Origin of the sequence: Spirillospora sp. NPDC047279, assembly GCF_040643285.1 — a bacterium.
GTDB lineage: Bacteria > Actinomycetota > Actinomycetes > Streptosporangiales > Streptosporangiaceae > Spirillospora.
Map to the genome: position 1 here is coordinate 138,323 of NZ_JBEYUA010000014.1, position 22,584 is coordinate 160,906.

The 22,584-nt window shown below is 71.7% G+C and carries 19 protein-coding genes; 12 read left to right on the forward strand and 7 right to left on the reverse strand.

All coding sequences use genetic code 11. The features are described 5' to 3' along the window. Positions 1–60 precede the first annotated feature (60 nt). Together ABZ810_RS32300 and ABZ810_RS32305 are read left to right on the forward strand one after the other, a co-directional pair. Complete coding sequence (locus ABZ810_RS32300; RefSeq protein WP_358409735.1) at positions 61–2,016, forward strand: PhoX family phosphatase; 1,956 nt, start codon at positions 61–63, stop codon at positions 2,014–2,016. A gap of 91 nt (positions 2,017–2,107) precedes the next feature. Then, positions 2,108–3,064: an alpha/beta hydrolase gene (locus tag ABZ810_RS32305; protein WP_358409736.1), complete on the forward strand. Its 957-nt coding sequence runs from the start codon at positions 2,108–2,110 to the stop codon at positions 3,062–3,064. Positions 3,065–3,087: 23 nt separating this feature from the next. Here ABZ810_RS32305 and ABZ810_RS32310 read toward each other — a convergent pair whose 3' ends face one another. Next, positions 3,088–4,380, reverse strand: coding sequence for a PQQ-binding-like beta-propeller repeat protein (locus ABZ810_RS32310; protein ID WP_358409738.1), 1,293 nt, complete (start codon positions 4,378–4,380; stop codon positions 3,088–3,090). A gap of 97 nt (positions 4,381–4,477) precedes the next feature. Then, the gene (locus ABZ810_RS32315; RefSeq protein ID WP_358409740.1) at positions 4,478–5,743 is read right to left on the reverse strand and encodes a PQQ-binding-like beta-propeller repeat protein; all 1,266 of its coding nucleotides are present in this window, start codon (positions 5,741–5,743) and stop codon (positions 4,478–4,480) included. Positions 5,744–5,871: 128 nt separating this feature from the next. Here ABZ810_RS32315 and ABZ810_RS32320 point away from each other — a divergent pair, with 128 nt between their 5' ends. Further along, on the forward strand, positions 5,872–6,576 hold the full coding sequence (locus ABZ810_RS32320; protein ID WP_358409742.1) for a YafY family protein: 705 nt from the start codon (positions 5,872–5,874) through the stop codon (positions 6,574–6,576). Between the two features lie 57 nt (positions 6,577–6,633). Here the strand turns inward: ABZ810_RS32320 and ABZ810_RS32325 are convergent, their stop codons facing one another. Continuing rightward, positions 6,634–9,732 (reverse strand): M14 family zinc carboxypeptidase, encoded by a 3,099-nt coding sequence (locus tag ABZ810_RS32325; protein ID WP_358409743.1) that lies wholly within the window; start codon positions 9,730–9,732, stop codon positions 6,634–6,636. Positions 9,733–9,994: 262 nt separating this feature from the next. On the opposite strand from ABZ810_RS32325, the gene ABZ810_RS32330 reads away from it, so the two are divergent. Together ABZ810_RS32330 and ABZ810_RS32335 are read left to right on the forward strand one after the other, a co-directional pair. Further along, positions 9,995–10,390, forward strand: coding sequence for a VOC family protein (locus tag ABZ810_RS32330; RefSeq protein WP_358409745.1), 396 nt, complete (start codon positions 9,995–9,997; stop codon positions 10,388–10,390). 150 nt (positions 10,391–10,540) lie between these two features. Then, complete coding sequence (locus ABZ810_RS32335) at positions 10,541–11,092, forward strand: hypothetical protein (protein WP_358409746.1); 552 nt, start codon at positions 10,541–10,543, stop codon at positions 11,090–11,092. Positions 11,093–11,188: 96 nt separating this feature from the next. Here ABZ810_RS32335 and ABZ810_RS32340 read toward each other — a convergent pair whose 3' ends face one another. Together ABZ810_RS32340 and ABZ810_RS32345 are read right to left on the reverse strand one after the other, a co-directional pair. Further along, positions 11,189–11,917, reverse strand: a complete 729-nt coding sequence (locus tag ABZ810_RS32340) for an alpha/beta hydrolase (RefSeq protein WP_358409748.1) — start codon at positions 11,915–11,917, stop codon at positions 11,189–11,191. A 69-nt stretch (positions 11,918–11,986) separates the two neighbouring features. Then, positions 11,987–13,333, reverse strand: coding sequence for a tannase/feruloyl esterase family alpha/beta hydrolase (locus tag ABZ810_RS32345; protein ID WP_358409750.1), 1,347 nt, complete (start codon positions 13,331–13,333; stop codon positions 11,987–11,989). Between the two features lie 271 nt (positions 13,334–13,604). Here ABZ810_RS32345 and ABZ810_RS32350 point away from each other — a divergent pair, with 271 nt between their 5' ends. The 7 genes from ABZ810_RS32350 to ABZ810_RS32380 are packed head-to-tail and all read left to right on the forward strand — an operon-like array spanning position 13,605 to position 20,869. Then, entirely contained in the window at positions 13,605–14,363 is a 759-nt protein-coding gene (locus tag ABZ810_RS32350; RefSeq protein ID WP_358409751.1) for an ABC transporter ATP-binding protein, read from the forward strand. Continuing rightward, a complete protein-coding gene (locus ABZ810_RS32355; protein WP_358409752.1) occupies positions 14,350–15,051 on the forward strand; it encodes an ABC transporter ATP-binding protein in 702 nt (233 codons plus the stop codon). Before ABZ810_RS32350 ends, ABZ810_RS32355 begins: the two co-directional genes overlap by 14 nt. Before the next feature lie 18 nt (positions 15,052–15,069). After that, positions 15,070–16,308, forward strand: a complete 1,239-nt coding sequence (locus ABZ810_RS32360; RefSeq protein WP_358409753.1) for an ABC transporter substrate-binding protein — start codon at positions 15,070–15,072, stop codon at positions 16,306–16,308. Between the two features lie 19 nt (positions 16,309–16,327). Next, positions 16,328–17,191 (forward strand): branched-chain amino acid ABC transporter permease, encoded by an 864-nt coding sequence (locus ABZ810_RS32365; protein ID WP_358409755.1) that lies wholly within the window; start codon positions 16,328–16,330, stop codon positions 17,189–17,191. After that, on the forward strand, positions 17,188–18,192 hold the full coding sequence (locus tag ABZ810_RS32370; protein WP_358409756.1) for a branched-chain amino acid ABC transporter permease: 1,005 nt from the start codon (positions 17,188–17,190) through the stop codon (positions 18,190–18,192). Before ABZ810_RS32365 ends, ABZ810_RS32370 begins: the two co-directional genes overlap by 4 nt. Then, a complete protein-coding gene (locus tag ABZ810_RS32375; RefSeq protein ID WP_358409757.1) occupies positions 18,189–18,965 on the forward strand; it encodes a 3-hydroxybutyrate dehydrogenase in 777 nt (258 codons plus the stop codon). Before ABZ810_RS32370 ends, ABZ810_RS32375 begins: the two co-directional genes overlap by 4 nt. Before the next feature lie 38 nt (positions 18,966–19,003). Continuing rightward, positions 19,004–20,869, forward strand: a complete 1,866-nt coding sequence (locus ABZ810_RS32380; RefSeq protein ID WP_358409759.1) for a helix-turn-helix domain-containing protein — start codon at positions 19,004–19,006, stop codon at positions 20,867–20,869. A gap of 357 nt (positions 20,870–21,226) precedes the next feature. Here ABZ810_RS32380 and ABZ810_RS32385 read toward each other — a convergent pair whose 3' ends face one another. Further along, positions 21,227–21,454 (reverse strand): helix-turn-helix domain-containing protein, encoded by a 228-nt coding sequence (locus ABZ810_RS32385; protein WP_358409761.1) that lies wholly within the window; start codon positions 21,452–21,454, stop codon positions 21,227–21,229. 580 nt (positions 21,455–22,034) lie between these two features. Beyond that, entirely contained in the window at positions 22,035–22,538 is a 504-nt protein-coding gene (locus ABZ810_RS32390; RefSeq protein ID WP_358409762.1) for a DinB family protein, read from the reverse strand. Between the last annotated feature and the right edge of the window lie 46 nt (positions 22,539–22,584).

Sequence of the window (22,584 nt, forward strand, 5' to 3'; positions counted from 1 at the left end):
TCGGCTGTTCGGTCCGGCGTCCGCCGTGACCGCCGGTACGTCGTGAACGAGGTTCTCGCTATGTCCGAAGCATTCGCCGGCTCCCCTGTCGACCCTGACGACCTGAGCTCGAACCCCTCGTCGAACGAGGCGTTCCAGGAGGTCGTCCAGCGCCGTGTCTCGCGTCGCGGGGTGTTGCGCACCGGGGGGATGGTGGCCGCCGCCGGGTTCCTCGGCGCCGGGACCGCGGCCGGGGTGGCGCACGCCGCCGGCGGGACGAGCGGGCAGGCCGTCGCCGCGGCGGGCGCCTCGGACCGCGGCCGCCGCGGGCTGCTGGGGTTCAAGGCCGTGGCGCCCAGCGCCGCCGACACCCTCACCGTGCCGGACGGCTACACCGCGCAGGTGCTGATCCCGTGGGGGACGCCGATCCGCGCCGGGGGCCCGGCCTGGAAGAAGGACGCCTCCAACACCGCCGCCGAGCAGGCGCAGCAGATCGGGTTCAACCACGACGGCATGCACTACTTCCCGACCTCGCGGGGCGGTGACAGCGGCCTGCTCGTCCTCAACCACGAGTACGTCGACACGACGCTGCTCTACAAGGACGGCGGCGCGGCCGTCACCCAGGAGAAGGTCGACAAGGCGCTGCACGCGCACGGCGTCAGCGTCGTGAAGATCGAACGGGACCGGCGCCGCGGCTGGCGGCTGGTCGACTCCCGCTACAACCGCCGCGTGCACGGCAACACCCCGATGACGTTCTCCGGGCCGGTCAAGCCGGGCCACCCCGAGATCGCCGCCAAGGGGCCGGTCAAGGGCACGCTCAACAACTGCTCCAGCGGCTTCACCCCGTGGGGGACCTACGTCACCTGCGAGGAGAACTGGAACAGCTACTTCGGCACCGACCAGGCGGGCTGGACGCCGGACACCGAGCAGAAGCGCTACGGCCTCCAGGCGAGCAGCGCCCCGTACAACTGGCACAAGGCCGACCCGCGCTTCGACATCGCGGCCAACCCCAAGGAGGCCAACCGGTTCGGCTGGGTCGTCGAGATCGACCCGTTCGACCCGAAGAGCACGCCGGTCAAGCGCACCGCGCTCGGCCGCGTCAAGCACGAGGGCGCCACGTTCACCGAGTCGCGCGGCCGTGTCGTCGCCTACACCGGTGACGACCAGGACGGCGAGTACGTCTACAAGTTCGTCGGCGGCGACTCGTGGCGCAGGCTGCGCGCGCGCCGCCAGAGCCCGCTCGACCACGGCACGCTCTACGTCGCCAAGTTCAACGACGACGGCACCGGCACCTGGCTGCCGCTGGTCTTCGGCACGGGCCCGCTGACGGCCGCGAACGGCTGGAAGGACCAGGCCGACGTCCTGCTGCGCACCCGGACCGCCGCCGACACGGTCGGCGCCACCAAGCTCGACCGGCCCGAATGGGTCGCCGTCCACCCGCACAACAAGGACGTCTATCTCACCCTCACCAACGGCGTCGGCAACGGCGGCGCGGTCAACCCGCGCAAGCCCAACCCGTACGGCCACATCGTGCGGTGGCGCGAGCGGCACGGCGACAACACGGCGCTGACCTTCGAGTGGGACATCTTCGCGCTCGGCGGCGACCCCGCGTACGACCCGTCGGTCAAGCTCGGCCCGGACAACATCTTCGGCTCGCCGGACGGCCTCGGCTTCGACCGGTCCGGCCGGCTCTGGATCGAGACCGACATCTCCAACTCGTCGCAGAACCTGGCGAGCAAGGGCTACGACAACATCGGCAACAACCAGCTGCTCGCCGCCGACCCGAAGACCGGCGAGATCCGGCGCTTCCTCGTCGGCCCGCGCGGCGCCGAGATCACCGGCTGGACGATCGCGCCCGACCAGCGGTCGATGTTCGTGAACGTCCAGCACCCGGGCGAGTCCACGGCGGCCTTCGGCACGCCGACGCCGGAGAACCCGCGCGCCGTCAGCAACTGGCCCGAGTACGACGCGGCGGGCCGTCCGCGTCCCGCCACCGTCGTGATCCGCCGGAAGGACGGCGGGGTCATCGGCACCTGAGCCGTGCCTGAACCGGGCGTGTGCCCGGGGGCCGGGAGGTGGACACCTCCCGGCCCCCGGCCCGCCGAACGGGTGGCGTACGGTCGGCCGCATGACTGAGATCACGCACCGGTTCGTCGAATCCCAGAGCGGTCTGCGGATGCACGTCGCGGAGGCGGGGGAGGGGCCGCTGGTCCTCCTGCTGCACGGTTTCCCCGAGTGCTGGTACTCGTGGCGGCACCAGCTGACGGCCCTGGCCGAGGCGGGCTTCCACGCGGTCGCCCCCGACCAGCGCGGCTACGCCCGCACCGGCGGCCCGGAGGCCGTCGACCAGTACTCGATGCTGCACCTGGTGGGCGACGCCGTCGGGCTCCTCGCGCCGCTGGGCGAGGAGCGGGCGTTCGTCGTCGGCCACGACTGGGGCGCGCCGGTGGCGTGGGCCACCGCCCAGCTGCGCCCCGACCTCGTGCGCGGCGTCGCCGCCCTCTCGGTGCCGCACCGGCCGCGCGCGTCCAAGCCGCCGGTCGCCTCCATGCGCCGGTTGTTCGGTGAGAACTACTACATGGTCTACTTCCAGCAGCCGGACGTGCCCGAGGCCGAGTTCGACCGCGACCGGGCCGGTGCGTTCCGGGGCCTGCTGACCGGGATCGGCGGCGACGCGCCCACCGGCGCGCCGGTCGTGCCGGAGGACGGCGGGATCCTGGACATCGGCTCGGGAGCGGGGGAGTACCCGGACTGGCTGACCCCCGAGGACGTCGAGGTGTTCGTCCGCGAGTACGAGGACTCGGGATTCCGCGGGCCCCTCAACTGGTACCGCAACCTGGACCGCAACTGGGAGCTCTCCGCCGCCTGGCACCGCGCGCCGGTCACCCCGCCCGCCCTCTACATCGCCGGCGACCGGGACCCGGTGGTGACCACCCCGGGGGCGTCCGAGGCGATCACCCGCATGCGCGACTTCGTTCCCGGCCTGCGCGAGACGATCATGCTGCCCGGGTGCGGCCACTGGACCCAGCAGGAACGCGCGAAGGAGGTCAACGAGGCCCTGATCGCGTTCTTCCGTTCACTGTGACCTCCTGACCCCAGATCCCTCCGTCACGGGGATCCCTCGCCGTACGCCCTGACCGCCACCTCGCCGTCGGCCTCGACGTACGGCGTGTTCACCAGGACGAAGCGTCCCCGGGCGAAGTGCCGGTCGGTCCAGTCGCTCAGCTTCGGGCCGACCTTCTCCCTGTCGTCCTTCCCGGCCAGCGGCCACAGCGTGGTGACCCGGCCGGTGGCGACGTCCACGGCCGCCACGCGCGGCGGCTGCGACCCTCGGCGGGCGGCGATCACCCTCGGCTGGGCGGCGATCAGCCGCTGCCCGGTGTCGTCCATCCCCAGCGGGATCAGCTCGCCGCGATGGTGAACGCCGGTGCTCCACCGGACCCGCCCGCCGTTCACGTCGAGCGCGACGACCGGGGAGGCGTCGTTGGGAGCGGCCGCCTTCGGGCGGGTGTAGACGGTGTCGCCGTGCACCACGATGCCGTCGCAGCGGGACGGGTCGGAGACCTCGCAGTTGATCGTGTGCCGGCTGGTGACGGGGACGTCGGCGGTGGGCGCTCCGGCCGCCGACAGCGCGACCAGGCGCGTGGCGGCGCTGGTGTCCACCGGGCGCAGCGCGACGACGGCGGGAGCGGCCGAGGGGAGTCCCGCGACCTCCTGGCCCGCGGGCACGGCGTAGCTCCAGCGGGGACGTCCGGTGGCCGGGTCGAGCCCGCGCACGTGCCGGGGCCCGCCGGCCTTCCGGCCGCACTCGTAGGAGGCCACCAGCACGTGACCACCGGCCAGCGCCTCGATGCCGCACCGCCGGCGGGGCGACGGGGCGGTCCACCGCGGCCTGCCGTCGCCGAGGGCGTACGCCGCCGTTCCCAGCCGCGTGCGCACCACCACGGCGTCGCCGCCGATGACCACCTGGCCCTTGGGCACGGCCGCGGCCGAGGAGATCGGCCTCTCCCAGACCTTGGTGCCGGAGGTCAGGTCGACCACCGCGATCCGGCCGCACCGCTCCCTCCCGTCAGGCCCGAACTGCACCGCCACGCGCCCCTTGGACGCGAGCGCGGACGCCTCGCACACCCTGCCCGGCAGGGCGACCGTCCACCGCGCCTTGCCGGTGGCGGCGTCGTAGCCGGTCACGTCCCGCGCCCGCGTCACCGCCAGCGTCGGCCCGGACAGCCAGCTCGCGGTGCGGGCCTGCTTCTCGGCCCCGGCCAGCGCGCGCCCGTCGAGCCGCCACAGCAGCGGAACGTCGCCGCCGCCCGGGGAGTCCGAGCCGCACCCGACGAGGACGGACGTGAGCAGGAGCCCGGCCGCCGTCACGGTGCCTCCCCTTAAGACCCGCAGGGACACGTATGGCTCCTTCTTCTCAGGCATGTTCGCTGGATGCGTCCACGTTCTGGATCCGCGTTCTGGATGCGTCGTCGTCTCGGACGCGCCGGACGCCGGCTCACGGGCCGTGGGCGCTGACGACGGTCTCGTCGTCGTTCCTGAGGGCCGAGGTCTTCACCAGGAAGAAGCGTCCCTGGGCGTAGTGCCGGCCGGCTTGGGTGATCAGCCGCATGTTGGTGTCGATGCTCTTGTCGAGCCCCCACAGGACGGTGGTCCGGCCGCTCGCGACGTCCACGGCGACCAGCTGCGGCGGCTGCCGCGGGGAACGGTTGAGCCGCCGCCCCGGCTGGACGGCGATCAGCCGCTGCCCGCCGTCCTCCATCGCGACCGGTATCAGGCGGTTGCCGTCGGGGTTCTCGGTGCTCCACCGGGCCCGGCCGCCGTCCATGCTCAGCGCGACGATCGGCGGCACGTCCTTGCGCGCGCCGGTGCCCGGCCGCGTGTAGATCGTCTCTCCGTCCACCACGATGCCCTCGCAGTTCGAAGGGTCGTAGGCGTCGCACCTGATCGCGGACCGGTCGGCGAGGGGGATGTCGGCGCGCACGGTCCCCGTCGACGTGAGCGTCACCAGACGCCTTGAGTCGGCGGGGCGCTTCTCGGGCCGCAGCAGGACGATGACGGGACCGGTGGACGGCAACGCCGAGACCTCATGCCCCGCGGGCACCGCGTAGCTCCAGCGGGGACGTCCGGTGGCCGGGTCGAGCTCGCGCACGTGCCAGGTCGCGCTCCCCGTGGCGGAGGCTCTGGAGGAGCACGCGTAGGCGGCCACCAGCACGGAACCGCCCGCCAGCGACTGCGCGCCGCACTCGGAGCGGCTCGCGGGAGCGTTCCACCGCTGCTTCCCGTCGTTCAGGCCGAGCGCGGTCACGCCCTTGCCCCAGCGCACCACCACGGTGTCGCCGCTCATGACCACCTGGCCCCTCCACACGGGCGCGGCCGAGGTGATCGGCGCTTCCCAGACCTTGGTGCCGGAGGCCAGGTCGACCAGTGCGATCCGGCCGCAGTCCCAGCGGGCGTCCGGCCCGAACTGCACCGCGACGCGCCCCTTCGAGGGGAACGCGGACGCCCCGCACACCCGGCCGGCCAGGGGGAGCCTCCACCGCACCTTGCCGGTCGCCGCGTCGTAGCCGGTCACGTCCCGCGCCCGCGTGATCGCCAGCACCGGTCCCGATGCCCAGCTCGCCGGCGAGACGTCCTTCTCCGACCCGGCCACCGCGCGCGCCTCGAGCGTCCACAACGGCGGCGCGGAACGCGAGGAGTCCGGGGCGCACCGGACCACCGCGACGAACATGATCAGGACGACTAATGCCGTGGCGACGGCCATGACCGCTTTTGTCGAGCCCCGTGGCGGCACCGGCCGACCCCCTTCATCAAGATCCGCGACTCAGACGTCGAAACTAGCGCGATGGGTTCCACGCCGGGAATGTCGTACCCGCGGCGTACTGTCACGGGGTGAACCGGACCGACCGCCTCTACGCCCTGGTGGAGCATCTGCGGGCCTGTGCCCCGCGCCGCGTCAGCGCGCGTGCGCTCGCGGCGCGGTTCGAGGTCAGCGTGCGCACGATCGAGCGCGACATCGCCGCGCTCCAGCAGGGCGGCGTGCCGATCTACGCCGACGTGGGCCGGGCGGGCGGCTACACGCTCGACAAGAGCCGCACGCTGCCGCCGCTCAACTTCACCCCGGCCGAGGCGGTCGCGGTCGCGATCACCCTGGGCCGCGCCGAGGGTTCGCCGTTCTCCCGCTCCGCCCGGACCGCCCTGCAAAAGATCGTCGCGGCGATGTCGGCCGCCGACAGCGAGTCGGCGCGCGAGCTCGCCGGGCGCATCCGGCTCTTCGCGCCGCTGGAGGCCGACGAGCCCGCCTCGGTCCCGGCCGTGCTGGAGGAGGCGATGGCGGCACGGCGCGTGGTCAGGCTGACCTACTCCGACAAGGACGGCACCGAGACCGAACGCGACGTCGAGCCGGTCGTGTTCACCGGCGGCACCCGCACCTGGTATCTCGTCGGCTGGTGCCGGCTGCGCGGCGACGCCCGCATCTTCCGCATCGACCGCGTGCGCCGCGCGGTGCTGCTGGAGGAGACCGCGCCCGAACGCCGCCTCGAAGACCTCACCGACGAGCCGCCCAACATGGCGATCCGCGCGCTGGAGTTCGTCTGAACGCGAAGCGGCCCGCCCGGGGGATCCCCTGGGCGGGCCGCTCCGGCCGTTCTCAGATCACCTCAGCAGGTGGCGCATCGCCCTCCTGATGAAGTCGTCGCGGGCGGCCGTGTCGAGGCCCTCCGCGCCGAACCCGGCGTAGACGGTGTCCCTGGTCGTGATCACGGCGCCCTCGTCGAGCGCCTGGTCCGACCTGGTCCAGGTGGCGCTGATCAGGCCGGAGCCCTCCGGCGGCGCCGCCGTCGCCCAGCCGCCGAAGTCGGTCTCGAAGGAGGTCTGCGAGTCCGTTCCGGCGCTGGTCGTCACCGTCGCGTCGTCCAGCAGCACGCCGGCGCCCTGGGTGCCCCAGTCGCTGACGTAGGAGACGGAGAGCTCGACCTTCTTGCCGGCGTACGCCGTCAGGTCGACCGACCAGTTCTTCCAGCCGCCCGAGTTGCCCGAGGCGGCGTGCCACGCGCCCGTCGTGCCCGTGGGCGAGCAGTCCGCGCCCTGGTAGTGCTGGGTGAACGGGTGGATGGTCCGCCAGCCCGACGCGCAGCTGGAGCCGGTCTCCTGCGAGGTGTTGCCGTTGGCGTCCGGCAACGTCGTCCAGTCGTCCTGACCCTCGGTGTGGGCCTCGACGAACAGGAAGTCCCAGTTCGCCTCGGTCTCGAACGAGGTCCAGAAGTCCAGCTTGCCGCTGGTCTTCCCGGTCAGGTCGATGGTCTTGGTCAGCCGCTTGTAGGAGTAGTCGCCGCGCTGGCTGTAGGCGTACCAGGAGCCGGAGTGCGGCCCGAACGGGTTGGCGCCCGGCCGCTGCCACTTCACCGGCGCCTCGCTGGCGAACTGCGGGAACTTGTTCTTCGGCAGGAAGCTGGACGTCGACACGAACGCCCCGGTGTGATCCTGGTTGTTCGCCGAGTCCCCGGTGTTGAGGGCCGCGGCGAGCCCGTTGAACGTGCCCGCCGTCCCCTTGAGCGGGAACAGGTTCCCGTCGGCGTCCTGGCCGCCGCCGTCGATGTAGACGTAGGCGCCCAGGTAGTACTGCGGGAAGTCGTTCAGCAGCGGCAGGCAGGTGAGGTCCTGCGGGTTGGCGCACTCGGGCGACGTGGGCGCGTTCGGCTGGTAGAAGTACGCGCCGTTGGCGTTGGAGGCGTACCCGGCGAACTTGCCCGCGTACAGCAGCTTGCCGCCCTCGTTGAGGTAGTCGCGCACGTTCAGCTCGGTGTCGAGCGCGAGCTTGGCGGCGGTGCCGCCGGGCTGCCCGGCCTGCCGGGTGATGATGTCGTCGCCGGTCTCCCAGACGACGGCCTTGTAGTGGCTGAGGACGCCGAGGTGGTGCGGGGCCTTGCGGCCCTGCTTGTCGGTGTCGTACACGTCCGGCTTGTAGCCGGCCTTCTTCAGCGAGGCGACGTACCGCGAGGCGTACTTGGCCTCGGTGACGCCCTGGGCCGGGCTGGCCCCGGTGACGTCCTCGCCCGACAGGACGAGCACGTTGCCGCCGATCTGCGGCGCCACGGTGTAGGTGAAGTGCGAGCTGGCGACGGGCGCCTTCTTGTTGCGCGCCTCGAACCAGACCTCCACCTTGTCACCGGGTCTGGTGTTGCGGACGGTGCCGCGGTACTCCCCGTAGTAGTCGCGGCCCTCGTCGCCGTACCGTTCGCCGCCCTTCCACTCGCGGACGCCGGCGGTGCGGGTGCGGCCGCTGTTGATCCGGTAGTTCAGCTCCAGGCCGCTGAGCGAGCGGCGCGCCACGACGGCGACCGGCTGGTCCTTGCCGTAGGAGGTGTCGAACGCGTCCACGACCAGGTCGGGCGTGGTGCGGCCGATGACCGAGACCGGCTTGTCGGGGGTGTGCGCGGACTTGGCGGTCGCGATGGCCAGCGGCAGGTTCTTCTGGAACTCCTGGGCGATGAGCTTCTCGTCGTCCGGGAAGTTGAAGACGCTGGCGCAGTCGTTCGGGTCCCACTGGTCGTCCGGGTCGATGGCGCTGACCGTCTGGCAGGTGGACATCTCCGGCGTGGTGGTGAGCGCGCCGTGCGTCTCGGTCATGTGGCCGTCGTACTCGCCGTTGGTGGTGTACAGCTCGGCGCCCAGGTCGGGGTCGTAGCCGGGCACCGCAGGGTGCGCGTCGTCACCGAGCAGCGCCTCCCAGACGTGGTCGTCCGGGCTGGGCGTCTGCGTCTGCCAGCCGACGCCGTAGAGCAGGAGCTCGGCCGCCGAGTGGTAGTTGATGATGTACTTCGGCCGCAGCCGCTTGATGAACGCGTCCTGGACCTTGGTCTCGGGCTCGGAGCCGGGGCTCTTGCCGCGGTACGTCTCGCTCTCGGGGTACGGGGACGAGCCTTCGTCGTCGTAGCCCCAGTGGTACGGGAAGTTGCGGTTGGGGTCGACGCCGTCGAGGTTGGTGAGCTGCCCGTCGCCGTCGTTGTCGCGCAGGTTCTTGCGCCACAACCGGTAGTCGGGGTTGAACGTCTGGTCGTAGCCGTCGACGTTGACCACCGGGACGAACCACAGGTCGGTGGTGTCGATGATCTTGGTGATCTCGGCGTTCTTCCCGTAGTTGTCCAGGAAGTGGTGCAACTGGCGGCGCACGTTCTCCGGAGTGATCCACTCACGCGCGTGCTGCGTGGCCTGGTACACCACCGCGGGCCGGTCGCTCTTGAACGGCTGGCTCCGCGCGCCCTTGGTGACCCGCACCGCCGTGATCGGCTTGCCCTTGACCGAGGTGCCCAGGTCGAAGGCCTTGGCGATGTTCGGGTGGTCCTTGGCGGCCTTGACGATCTCCTCGCGGATGTTGCCGGCGCCGGAGTACGGGCGGAACACGTTGCCCTGCGCGGCGAGCGTCCTGGCCTGCTGGCTCGCGGTCTTGCCGTCCACGGTCTTGAGCTTCAGCGGCACGCCCTTGGCGATCAGCGCCTCGCCCTTGGCGCGGCTCATCACGGCCTCGACGGAGATCTTCCCGCCGGACGCCTTGCCCAGGGCCACGTCCTCGTGGTCGAGCCCGGACTCGCGCAACCTCTTGACGTGGTCGGCCGTGAGCTGGCCGGTGAACACCTCGATCCGGTCGTTGGCACGCGTCGGACCCGCGGGCGCGGCCGTGGCGGCGGGTACGGCCGCCACCATTCCGGCTCCCAGGGTCAACGCGGCGATGAATGAGGTGACTTTGCGCCTCATCGCGCCTCCATGGCACTTGGGGGGAACGAGGAGTAGCTGGCCGAGCGGGGGCGCGCGCGTACTTCTCCTCAGAGTGAGGTCAGCGTTGCCGAGGCGCATGTGGTGGTCAATGGCCTTTTTGAGGTTTGTTCATATCTGCCAGCGCCGGGGTGCCCGTTCGCATGGGCGGGAGACGTTGACAGAAACACCGACAGGGGGTTGTCGCCACGGCCCTGGAAGGTGGGTCGTGAAAGCAGCAGGTCGATTCGTTGCGGAGGAGACCATGACAGTTCCCACCTTCAACACCGTGGCGTGGTTCCAGGTCGGTGCCGAGGCCCCGGAGGACGCCCGCCGTTTCTACGGCGAACTGTTCGGCTGGCAGTTCGACATCGATCCCGACAAGGATGGATACGACCTGATCAGCTACCCCGGCGGCGGCAAGGCGCAGGGCGGGCTCGCCCACGCCGGGGGCAACGCCCACTACGAGGGCGACGACAACCAGGCGCTCTTCATGGTCCTCGTCGAGGACGTGGCCGCGATCTGTGCCCGTACCGAACGCCTGGGCGGCAAGGTCGTCAAGCCGATCGACAGCACGCCCTCCGGTCTGCGCTTCGCCTACGTCGTCGACCCGGCGGGCAACCGCTTCGGGCTTTTCACCCCGCCCATGCCCCCTCAGTGACCTCGCGGCCACAACTGGTCACAGCCGTGGGGCCCAGGCCCCACGGCCGGGGTCACCAACGCTGGAACAACCCGACGACAACCGGAACGCAGGGTCCCGTCGGTAGCGTGATCGGCTTCGTGACGATCGACGACCGGCGAGAGGCAGGCGATGAGCGATCTCGACGATCTCCGCGACATCCTGGGGGCCGAGCCGTACCGAGGTGCGCCGGCCGACTGGGAGACCGCGGGCCAGACCCTCGGGGCGAGCGTCCCCGGTGATTTCCGGGAATTGGTCGACGCCATCGGTCCGGGCGTGATCGGCGATTACACGAACCTGCTACAGCCGTACGCGACCGACGAGGACTACGACCAGGTGCTGATCCACCAGGAGCGCACAAGCGGACTGGAGACCATCTGGGAAGCGGAGACCCATAGCCCTCCCGAGTTCCGCTCCAGACCCGAGGCATTCAACGAACCCGGCGTACGCCCCATCCTGTGGGCCTACTCCGACCTGGGCCCCTATCTCCACTGGGCCGCCAGGCCCGGCACCGACCCCGCCTCATGGCAGATCGCCGTCGAAACCGCCCGGGGCGACCACTGGGAATTCCACGAGGGCACGGCGACGGGCTTCCTCCTGCGCCTCCTCCGCGGCCAGGTGCCCAGCACGTACCTCAACTACCTGCACAACCCCGACCAGCACACCTTCACCCCGGCACCCTAACCGAACGGCCCTCCACTCCGCAGGACCAGCTCCCACCGTGACCCGGCCCGCGCCGCGTCCGCCGCCCGCACGAACTCGTTCACGCAGGCCTCTCCGTCATCCGGGGGACAGTCCATCGAAGATCGCCCGGCCGCGCGAACGGGGTGGTTCGTCGAGGTAGCTCGCCAGGAGGTCGCTCAGTTCCCTGGGGTGGCTGAGCGCCACGCAATGGCAGCCGGGGACTTCGTCGGCGACGGTGTTCAGGCGCTGCTGCGCGACCTGACGCATGAAGGCGGCGGGGAAGGACCGGTCGTCCTGGCAGAGGACGAATCTCGTGGGCACGTCCGGCCAGGCGTCGAGTGGCCAGGGCGTGTTCCAGACGGCCGAGGATTCTCCGCGGCTCCTTCGCAGGGCCTCCTCGGCCAGAGGGAGCGGCACTCCGTTGTAGAAGCTGATGAGCGGGTCGTCGTGGCCGGTCTTGCCGCCGTCCAGCTTGGCCTGCTCCTCGGCGGCCTGCCGGTAGCCGGTGTTGCTCCACCAGTCGCCGGGGGTCTCGCCGGGCGCCGGGATCATTCCGGCGACCAGGACGAGCAGCCGTGCCCGGAGCCGGTGGGCCGCCAGGGTCGCGGTGAACGCGCCGTACGAGTGGCCCACGATCACCAGGTCGCCCCGCCCGGCGGCCGCGTCGGCCACGGCGGCCGCGTAGTCGTCCAGGCTCGCGGTGTCGTCGTCGCACGGCAGGTCCGGCGCGGCCGTCCGGTGCCCCCGCGCCCGCAGCTCAGCCTCCACCAGATGCCAGTACCAGCCGACGTCGCCACCTCCATGCACCAGCACGAACGTCGCCATACCCGCCGGCCTCTCAGAAACTGGGCGTGATTGCGGCGTTCATCATGTCAGGGCAGCGGTGGCGGGGCTTCAGCGCGTTAGGGGGCAGGTGTTGGCTGGGTCTTGTGTGGGGGTTTGGGGGAGGGTTGCGGAGGGTGGTGGGGTCTTGCCGGTGGTGGTCCAGGACTCCAGGGCGGTGAAGGCGGTGCGGAAGCAGGGGAGGATCGGGCGGATCTTGTCGGGGTACGTGGCGTAGAGGCCGTCCACGTGGTTGCCGCCCTCGATCCGGTAGTAGCGGTGGAGGGGGGTGCGGTGGTTCTGGCGGATCATGCGGGCGTAGACGTCGGAGTCGTGGGTGATGGGCAGGAGGGTGTCGAGCGTTCCGTGGAGGGTGAGGAGGGGGCGGTCGATGCGGCCGGTGAGGGAGATCTTCTGGACGGCCTCGCGGACGGCGCGGGGGCGGGTGACGTAGTCGTAGTCGGCGTCGCAGGCGGGGGTGCCCGAGGCGCAGAACGGGGTGCCCGCCTCGGTGGCGCCGTCGAAGGCGGGGTCGAGCTCCTCGCGGTAGATGCGCTGGGTGAGGTCCCAGTAGACGTCGTGGTGGAAGTCCCAGAGGAACGAGGTGGCGGCGGGGAAGCCCGCGGCCTGGACGGCTGAGGGATCGCCGGCCTGGTGACCGCGGAGGGCGGGCGGCAGGAACGTCAGCAGGTTGGGGCCGTCGGCCCGCCACAGCGTGCCCTCCCAGTCGACGCCGCCGTCGTAGAGCTCGGGGTGGCGTTCGAGCTGCCAGCGCACGAGGTAGCCGCCGTTGGAGACCCCTGCGGCGTAGGTGCGGCGGGGCTGGTGTCCGTAGTGGAGGGCGAGGGTCTTCCTGGCGGCGCGGGTGAGCTGCGTGACGCGGGTGTTCCATTCGGCGATCGCGTCGCCGGGCCGCCGGCCGTCGCGGTAGAACGTGGCGCCGACGTTGCCCTTGTCGGTGGCGGCGTAGGCGTACCCCTTGGCGAGCGCCCAGTCGGAGATCGTGAAGTCGTTCGCGTACTGGCCGCGGACACCGGGCGAGCCGGCCACCACGAGGCCTCCGTTCCAGCGCGAAGGGAGGCGGATCACGAACTGCGCGTCGTGGTTCCAGCCGTGCGCGGTGTTGAACGTCGAGGTGTCGGGGAAGTAGCCGTCGATCTGGGTGCCGGGAACGCCCGTGGGGTTGCGGGCGCCGGCGGGGTGCAGGCCGGCCCAGTCGGCGGGGATGGTGTGGCCGGACGCCACCGTTCCGGCGGTCGTCAGGTCGTCCAGGCAGGCGGTGATCTGCCTCCCCGCGCCCGGGACCGCGACCGGGGCGCAGTTCGTCGCGGACGCCTGGGCCGGGAGGGCGCTCAGCAAGGCGGCGCCCGCCGCGAGGGCTGCCGCTAGGGCGCCTGCTGATCGTCGGGGCGGGGTCATGGCGGCTCCTCACAGGGTGGGGGAGTGGTGGCCTCATGGTGGGGAGCGCCTGTGACCCGGGCCACGTGGTGGTCCACCACAATTCGCGGCTTCCGGATGTTGGAAGGCGCCACAAAGGGCGCTGAGCTGGGTGTGGTGTGGGTCACATCCTCATGTGCGCTCGTGAATGTGTGGACGGGCCACATGGAACGGTCCGGAATGTCGATTTAGTGTCCTGCGTCACACCACCCGGGGCCTGGCTCCGGGCACCCCGCTATCCCGAGGAGGCCGCATGGACGGTCCTGTTCTGTGTGCGCAGGGCCTGGTCAAGGAGTTCCGGGGGTTCCGCGCCGTGGACGGAGTCGACCTCTCCGTGGCGGGCGGCACCGTGCACGCGCTGGTCGGCCCGAACGGGGCGGGCAAGACCACGCTGTTCAACCTGCTCACCGGGTTCCTCAAACCGACCGAGGGACGGATCCGGCTGGGGGAACACGACCTCACCGGCCGCCGCCCCGAGCAGGTGGCCCGGCACGGCGTGGCCCGCTCGTTCCAGATCACGAGCCTGTTCGCCCAGCTCACGCCGCGCGAGCACCTCCAGCTCGCGCTGGCCGGCGGCACCGGCCTCACCTGGCGGTTCTGGCGTTCGGACCGCACGCTCGACCGGTTCTCCGAGCGCGCCGCCGAACTGCTGGACGAGGTCGGCCTCACCGACCACGCAGACATCCCGGCGGGGACGCTCGCGTACGGGCGCAAGCGCGCCCTGGAGCTGGCGCTCGCGCTCGCCCTCGACCCCAAGGTGCTCCTGCTCGACGAGCCCACGGCGGGCATGGGCGTCGAGGACATCGACCGCACCGTCGATCTCGTCCGGCGCGTCCGCGAAGGCCGCACCGTCGTCATGGTCGAGCACAACATGAGCGTCGTCGCGCGGCTCGCCGACCGGGTGACGGTGCTGCAGAACGGGCGGGTGCTGGTCGAGGGCCCCTACGACGAGATCCGCGACGACCCGCGCGTCGTCACCGCCTACCTGGGAGATCCCGATGTTGCGCGTTGAGGGCCTGTCGGCCTGGTACGGCGAGGCGCAGGCCCTGCGGAACGTGGACCTGGAGGTCCGCGAGGGAGAGATCGTCACGCTGGTCGGCCGCAACGGCGCCGGCAAGACCACGCTGCTGCGCACCGTGATGGGCCTGCACGGCTCGTACGGGCGCGCGGAGGGCCGCGTCTCGTTCACCGGCGACGACGTCACCCGGCTCGCCGCGCACCGGCGCGCCCGGCGCGGGCTCGGGTACGTGCCCGACGACCGCGGTGTCTACGCCACGCTCAGCGTCGAGGAGAACCTCACGCTGCCGCCGAAGGTCGGCCCCGACCCGTGGCCGCTGGAACGTGTCTACGAGACGTTCCCCAAGCTCAAGGAGCGGCGCGGGTTCCCCGGCACCAAGCTCTCCGGCGGCGAGCAGCAGATGCTCGCGCTCGCCCGGGTGCTGCGCATGGGCGCCCGGCTGCTGCTCTGCGACGAGCCCACCGAGGGCCTGTCCCCGCTGATCGTCAAGCAGATCGGCGCCATCCTCCGCGAGGTCAAGGCGCAGGGCGTGACCGTCCTGCTCATCGAGCAGAACGTGCACTTCGCCGCGACCGTCGCCGACCGCCACTACCTGCTCGCCGAAGGCCGCGTCGCCCTGTCCCTCGACAACGACGAGATGAAGGCCCGCGAGGGCGAGCTCCTCGAACACCTCGGAATTTAGGACTTAGGAGTCAGAACGATGAAGGGTCTCGGATGCGCGGCGGCCGTCGCCGCTGCGGGCATGCTGGCGGCGGGCTGCGGCGGCGGGCCGGGCGGGGGCGGCGGCAAGATCAGTGACGGCAAGGTCGTCCTCGCCGTCCTCAACGACCAGTCGGCCATCTACGCCGACCTGTCCGGCAAGAACAGCATCGAGGCGGTCAAGATGGCCGTCGCCGACTACCAGGCCAAGTACGGCGACAAGGCCGTCGCCGAGAAGATCGACGTGATCTCGGCCGACCACCAGAACAAGCCCGACATCGCCAACTCCAAGGCGCAGGAGCTCTACGACCGGCAGAAGGCCGACACGATCCTGGACGTCCCGACGTCGTCGGCCGCCCTGGCCGTCGCCAACATCGCCAAGGCCAAGAAGAAGGTGTTCATCGACATCGGCGCGGCGACCACCGCGCTGACCGGCGCCAACTGCAACAAGTACACCTTCCACTACGGCTACAACACCTACATGCTGGCGCACGGCACCGGTACCACGGTGACCAGGGAGGGCGGCAAGAACTGGTACGTGGTCTACCCCGACTACGCGTTCGGCCAGGACATGAACAAGAGCTTCACCACCGCGGTGAAGGGCGCGGGCGGCACGATCGTCAAGAGCGACCCGGCGCCGTTCCCGAACGACAACTTCTCCACGTTCCTGCTCAAGGCGCCGAACCTCAAGCCCAAGCCGCAGGTGCTCGGCACCATGCAGGCGGGCGGCGACCTGGTCAACTTCGTCAAGCAGTACAACGAGTACAAGATCCGAGACCAGGGCATCGGGCTGGCGGTCGGGCTGATGTTCCTCACCGACATCCACTCGCTGGGCGCGGACGCGCTCGCCGGCACCAAGTTCACCGACCCCTGGTACTGGAACGCCAACGCCGAGAACCGCGCCTGGGCCGACAAGTTCCAGGCCAAGACCGGCAAGCGGCCCACGTTCGCGCACGCCGCCAACTACTCCGCGGCCCTCCAGTACCTGGACGCCGTGCAGCGCGGCGGCACCGACAAGTCCGACGACGTGGTGAAGCAGCTCGAGGGCCTGAAGTTCCAGGACGTCTTCGCCAAGAACGCCACCGTCCGCGCCCAGGACCACCTGCTCCTGCACGACGTCAACCTCGCGCAGGTGAAGCCGCAGAGCGAGGTCAAGGAGCCCTGGGACTACGAGAAGATCCTCACGACCATTCCGGCGAACGAGGCGTTCCAGCAGCCCGACCCCGCCTGCAAGCTCTGAGCCGGCCCGGGAGGTCATCATGCTCGAACAGGCCTTCAACGGCCTGGTGGGCGGGGCGTTCTTCGCCCTGCTCGCCCTCGGCCTCGCCGTCATCTTCGGGATGCTCGGCGTCGTCAACTTCGCCCACGGCGCGTTCTACATGCTCGGCGCGTTCGGGGCGTTCATCCTGCTGGACTCGTTCGGCGTGAACTTCTGGTTCGCGCTCGTCCTGGTGCCGATCGTGCTCGGCCTGGTGGGGGTGGTGCTGGAACGGGCGTTCATCCGGCGGCTCACCCCGCTCGACCCGCTCTACGGCTTCCTGTTCACGTTCGGCCTCACGCTGATCCTCCAGGACCTGGTCAAGGCCAGGTACGGGGTGCAGTCGCAGCCCTACCCGCGCCCGCCGGCGTTGTCGGGGTCGATCGACCTCGGGCTCTTCACCTACCCCGCGTACCAGGTCTTCGTGCTCGCCGTCTCCGTCGTGACCTGCGTCCTGGTGTGGCTGGCACTCACCCGGACGCGGGTCGGGACGATCGTCCGGGCGGCCACCGAGAAGCCCGAGCTCACCCGGGCCCTCGGCATCGACGTCGGCCGGTGGGTCACGCCGGTGTTCGGGTTCGGCATCGCGCTGGCCGGGCTGGCGGGCGTGCTGGCCGCGCCGATGCGCGCGGTCAACCCGCTGATGGGCGCCGACCTCATCATCACGGTGTTCGCGGTGGTGGTGATCGGCGGCCTCGGCTCGATCTTCGGCTCGGTGACGGCGGGCTTCGCGATCGGGGTGGTGTCGGCGCTGGGCAACCTGTACGTGCCGGCGTTGTCCCAGACCCTGGTCTTCATCCTGATGGCGGTCGTGCTGCTCTGGCGGCCCGCCGGGCTCTTCGGCCGCGAGGAGGCGCTCTCGTGATCCTCTCCAGACTGGCCGGGCGGCCGGTGCTCCTGGTCATCGGCCTGGTCGTGGCGGTCGCGCTGCCGTGGCTGATCTATCCGCCGGTGGCGATGGACATCGCCTGCTGGGCGCTGTTCGCCGCCGCGCTGGACCTGCTGCTCGGCTTCACCGGCCTGCTGTCGTTCGGGCACGCCGCGTTCTGGGGCGGGTCCGCGTACGCCGCCGGCCTGATCGCGGTGCACTGGGGCGGCGTGCCGTTCCCGGTGGCGGTGCTGGGCGGCGCACTGTTCGCGGCGGTGCTCGCGCTGCCGATCGGGTACCTGTCGGTGCGGCTGCGCGGCATCTACTTCGCGATGGTGACGCTCGCGTTCGCCCAGATGATCTACTTCGTGGTCAACCAGTGGCGCGACCTGACGGGCGGGGAGAACGGCCTCCAAGGGGTGCCGCGGGAGTTCTTCGGGGTGGACCTGTCCGACCCGTTCTACTTCTACTACGCGGGGCTGCCGTTCATCCTGCTCGGGCTCTTCGCGGTGTGGCGGGTCGTGCGGTCGCCGTTCGGGCGCGTGCTGGTGTCGATCCGCGACAACCCGGCGCGGGCGCAGGCGCTCGGCTACCCGGTCGAACGGTACAAGCTGCTGGCGTTCGTGCTGTCGGCCACGCTGTCCGGGCTGGCCGGCGGGCTGTACGCGATCAGCCACGGCTTCGCGTCGCTGCACGAGGTCTACTGGACCACCTCGGGCCAGGCCGTCATGGCGGTCGTGCTCGGCGGCATCGGCACGTTGTGGGGCGGGGTGATCGGCGCCGCGCTGATCGTCGAGCTGAACGACTACCTGGCCACCGCGGGCTTCACCGAGACCGGGCTCGTCACCGGCGGCATCTTCGTGGTGATCGTGCTGGTGTTCCGGCGCGGCGTCTGGGGCACCGCCCGCGACCTGCTCGCCGCCCGGCGCCGCCGCCGGCCCGCGCCGCCGCCCGCCGACGCGGCCGCGTCCGACCGCCAGGAAGTGACCGCCCGGTGACCGGCGGAAACGACGTGTCGGGGCGGCTCGACCTGGCGGGGAGGCACGCCCTGGTCACCGGCGGCGCGAGCGGGATCGGCCGCGCCTGCGCCGCCCGCCTCGCCGCCGCCGGCGCGGCCGTCACCATCCTCGACGTGCGGGCCGGCGCCGCCCGCGAGGCCGCCGCCGAGCTCGGCGGGACGGCCCTGACCGCCGACCTGTCCGACATGGCGGCCGTCGAACGGCTGGATCTCGGCGACGTCGACATCGTCGTCAACAACGCCGGGATCCAGCACGTCGCCCCGCTGCCGGAGTTCCCGGCCGACACGTTCGGGCAGATCCTGCGGATCATGGTCGAGGCGCCGTTCCGCCTCGCCCGCCGCGTCCTGCCCGGCATGTACGAACGGGGCTGGGGGCGGATCGTCAACATCTCCTCCGTCCACGGCCTGCGCGCCTCGCCCTACAAGTCCGCGTACGTCGCCGCCAAGCACGCCCTCGAAGGGCTCTCCAAGGTCATGGCCCTCGAAGGAGCCGCCCACGGCGTCACGTCCAACTGCGTCAACCCCGCCTACGTCCGCACACCGCTCGTGGAGGCCCAGATCGCCGATCAGGCCGCCGCCCACGGCCTGGCCCCGGCCGCCGTCATCGACCAGATCATGCTCGCCCCGGCCGCGATCCGGCGCCTCATCGAACCGCACGAGGTCGCCGACATGGTCGCCTACCTGTGCTCGCCCTCGGCGTCGATGGTCACCGGTGCCTCGTTCGCCATCGACGGCGGCTGGACCGCGCACTGACGATGGCCGGATCATGGGCCCATGAGAGCGGCCGGACCATGACCTGCGAGATCTTCCTCGAACTCCTCGCCCGCGAGGCCTCCCCGGTGGAGTTCGAAGCGCCCCTGCTGGAGGCCCGCGCCTCCGGCGCCCCGCCAGAGCACCTGGCCGAGCTCGAACGCACCAAGCTCGCCGCCCTGCGGGTGCGGACGCTCCTGGAGCACCACGCCCGCCGGGAGGCCGAGCTGTCCGCGCTCTTCGAGACCGCCGGCGACCTCGCCGGGCTGCGCGACCTGGACGCCGTCCTGGAGGCCATCGTGCGGCGCGCCCGCCGCCTCCTCCAGGCCGACATCTCCTACATGACCCTGAACGACGACGAGCGCGGCGACACCTACATGCGCGTCACCGACGGCTCGGTCTCCGCCGCGTTCCGGGCCCTCCGCCTGCCCATGGGTGCGGGCCTGGGCGGCCTCGTCGCGCAGACCGCGACCCCCTACACGAGCGCCGACTACCCGGCCGACGAACGTTTCCACCACCTGTCGTTCATCGACTCGGCCGTGGGCGAGGAGGGCCTCGTCGCCATCCTCGGCGTCCCGATGCTGCTCGGCGCCCGCGTGATCGGCGTCCTCTACGCCGCCAACCGCAGCGCCCGCCCGTTCGTCCAGGAAGAGGTCATCCTCCTCGCCTCCTTCGCGGCGCACGCGGCCATCGCCATCGACAACGCCCGTCTCCTGGAGGAGACCCGCGCCGCCCTCACCGAGCTCTCCTCCGCCAACCGGCAGCTCCAGGCCCGCAACGACGCCGTCGAACGCGCCGCCCAGGCCCACGATCGCATGACCGCGCTGGTCGTCCGCGGCGGCGGAGTGGAGGACGTCGCCGCCGTCGTCACCGACGTCCTGGGCGGCGCGCTCCTGCTCCTGGACGCCGAGGGCCGCCGCCTCGCGGCCCTCGGCGACATCGGCGAGCACAACGACCGGGAGATCGAGGCGGCCGCCGCGGCCTCCCGTTCCCTCGGCCGCGCCGTCCAGCGCGGCGGCCTGTGGATCGCCTCCGTCGTCGCCGGCACCGAGGTCCTCGGCACGCTCGTCCTGCGCACCCCCGACGACGTGCCCGACCCCGACCAGCGCATCCTCGAACGCGCCGCCCTGGTGACCGCGCTCCTCCTGCTCTTCCGCCGCGGCGTCGCCGAGGCCGAGGGCCGCGTCCGCGGCGAGCTCCTCGACGACCTGCTCACCGACCGCGCCGACCCGGAGGCGCTCGGCGACCGCGCCAAGCTCGTCGGCGTCGACCTGGACGCCCCGCACGTCCTCGTCGTCGCCCGCCACGACGGCGACCGCCGCCGCGCCGGCTTCTGGGCCACCTCCCACGCCGCCCTCCACCACGGCCTCGCCGCCGCCCGCGGCGGCGAGGTGGTCCTCTTCCTCCCCGGCACCTCACCGGGCCCGGAGGCCCGCCGCGCGGCCCGCGACCTCGCCGCCGCCCTGGGCGTCCCCGCCACCGCCGGCGCGTCCGGCCCCGTCGAACCGGGCGGCCTCGCCGCCGCCCACCGCGAGGCCGAACGCTGCGCCGAGGCCCTCCTGTCCCTGGGCCGCGCCGGCGACGGAGCCAGCCCCGACGAACTCGGCTTCGTCGGCCTCCTCGTCGGCGACGGCCGCGACGTCCCGTCCTTCCTCGACACGACCCTCGGCCCCGTCCTCGCCTACGACGAACGCCGCGGCACCGCCCTCATCCAGACCCTGGAGACCTACTTCGCCGCCGGCTGCAGCCTCTCCCGCGCCGCCGAACGCCTCCACATCCACGTCAACACCGTCACCCAACGCCTCGACCGAGTGGCCCAGCTCCTGGGCGACGACTGGCAGACCCCCGACCGCTCCCTGGAACTCCAACTCGCCCTACGCCTCAACCACCTCCGCACCGCCCTGTAACCGCAGCACCAAAGCCGACAACCAGCCGCCAGGGGAAGCCGCGGCTCCGCGAATCAGCCAGTTCCTCGTGCGGTCACGCCCGAGCGCGAGGTGAACGAATCATGAGGTGAACGAGCACCTGGGGCAGGCGATCACGGACCGACCTCGGACCCGAAGAGCGGAGGGTCGTCGGTCTTGGCGGTCCCTGCGGCGAGCTCCTCGGCTCCGGCCTGCAGACGTGGTTCCTGTCAACAACCAGACCACCGGCACCCAGCCATTCGCGGACTTCAGCGACGGGAGCTGGTGGTACATGCCTCCGGCATACCACTACCAGGACAGGGGCGTGAACCGGGAACCGGTCGCCTACATCATCCCCTGCTAGACGCTCGCCGAGCGCGACCATCCCGCACTCACACCCAGGTAGCCGCCGTGCCGTTCGAGCTCGTCCACCACGGACACCATCGTGGTCCGGTCCATGCCGGTCAGCCGGCACAGCTCGCTCTGGGACCGGGGCTCGGCCGCGAGCGCGCCGGGCCTCGGGATCATCACCGCGACGCCCGTGCTCGCCCTGCTCTGGCCGGGGACGCTGGACGTCGCGTACGGCATCGGGGAACCGGCCGACCCGATGCTCGCGGCCCTGCTCCAGCACCGCGGAGCCCCCGCATCCCCCGACGGGCATCGGCCCGTGCCCGATCTGCGAGCACCCCACCAAGCGGGCTTATACCTGGCGGTCCCGCCGCGAGACGGCGACCGGCTACGCGTGTGAATGGTGCCGGGCCGATGCGCAGCTCTTCCATACCGGCCCACCCGGCCACGTCCCCACCCCGACCCGGCCCTGCTACGCGCCACCGGATCAACGATGGGACGAGGTCTCGGGCGGCTCGCCTCGGCGTTACCACGCTTCGGGGCACTGGGGACTGACCCTGTGCGGCCTGGCCGCCGGCGACCTCACGGACGGCGGCGTGCAGTGGCGGCCCGACCGTCCCGACGCCTGTCCCGGGTGCTTGACGGCGGCCACCGAGATCGACGCCCGCTGGCCCGCCGACCGGCGCGCCGACGGACCCTTCATCGTGGCCTGCCCATGTCGCGCCTGCCGGCAGCACGATCCCCGGCCGCAAGCCCGCCAGCCGAACTGGTGAGCCGCCGGCCCGCGTGGTGAATCCCAGGAGATGACCGCCCCGGCGGGTCAGGCGCCGGTGGTGCCGTCCAGGCGTTCGCGGAGGAGGTCGGCGTGGCCGTTGTGGCGGGCGTACTCCTCGATCATGTGGACGAGGATCCAGCGGAGGGAGTAGGTGACGCCCTCGAACTCGGTGGTGGTGTCGAGGGACGGGGTGGCCTCCTCCAGGCGGCGGGCGCCCGCGCACTCCTCGTGCCAGGCGGCGAACGCCTCGCCGGGGTCGGCGGTCGCGACCTCGAAGGGGGTCTGGTCCTTGCGGTGCTTCTTCCACCGGAAGCCGCAGTCCTCGCCGTTCAGGACCCTGCGGAACCAGCTTCGTTCGACTTCCGCCAGGTGGCGGACCAGGCCGAGGAGCGAGAGGGCGGAGGGCGGGACGGCGCGTTCGCGGAGCTGGTCGGTGGTCAGCCCGGCGCACTTCTGGGCGAACGTGTCGCGGTGCCACTGCAGGAAGGCCGTCAGCGTCGAACGTTCGTCTCCGGTCAGCGGCGGCGGGGTCCTCGTCGGCTCGTCCATGGTCACATCATGTCAACGCGTGTCCGGGGCGTATGCGGCCGGTGTC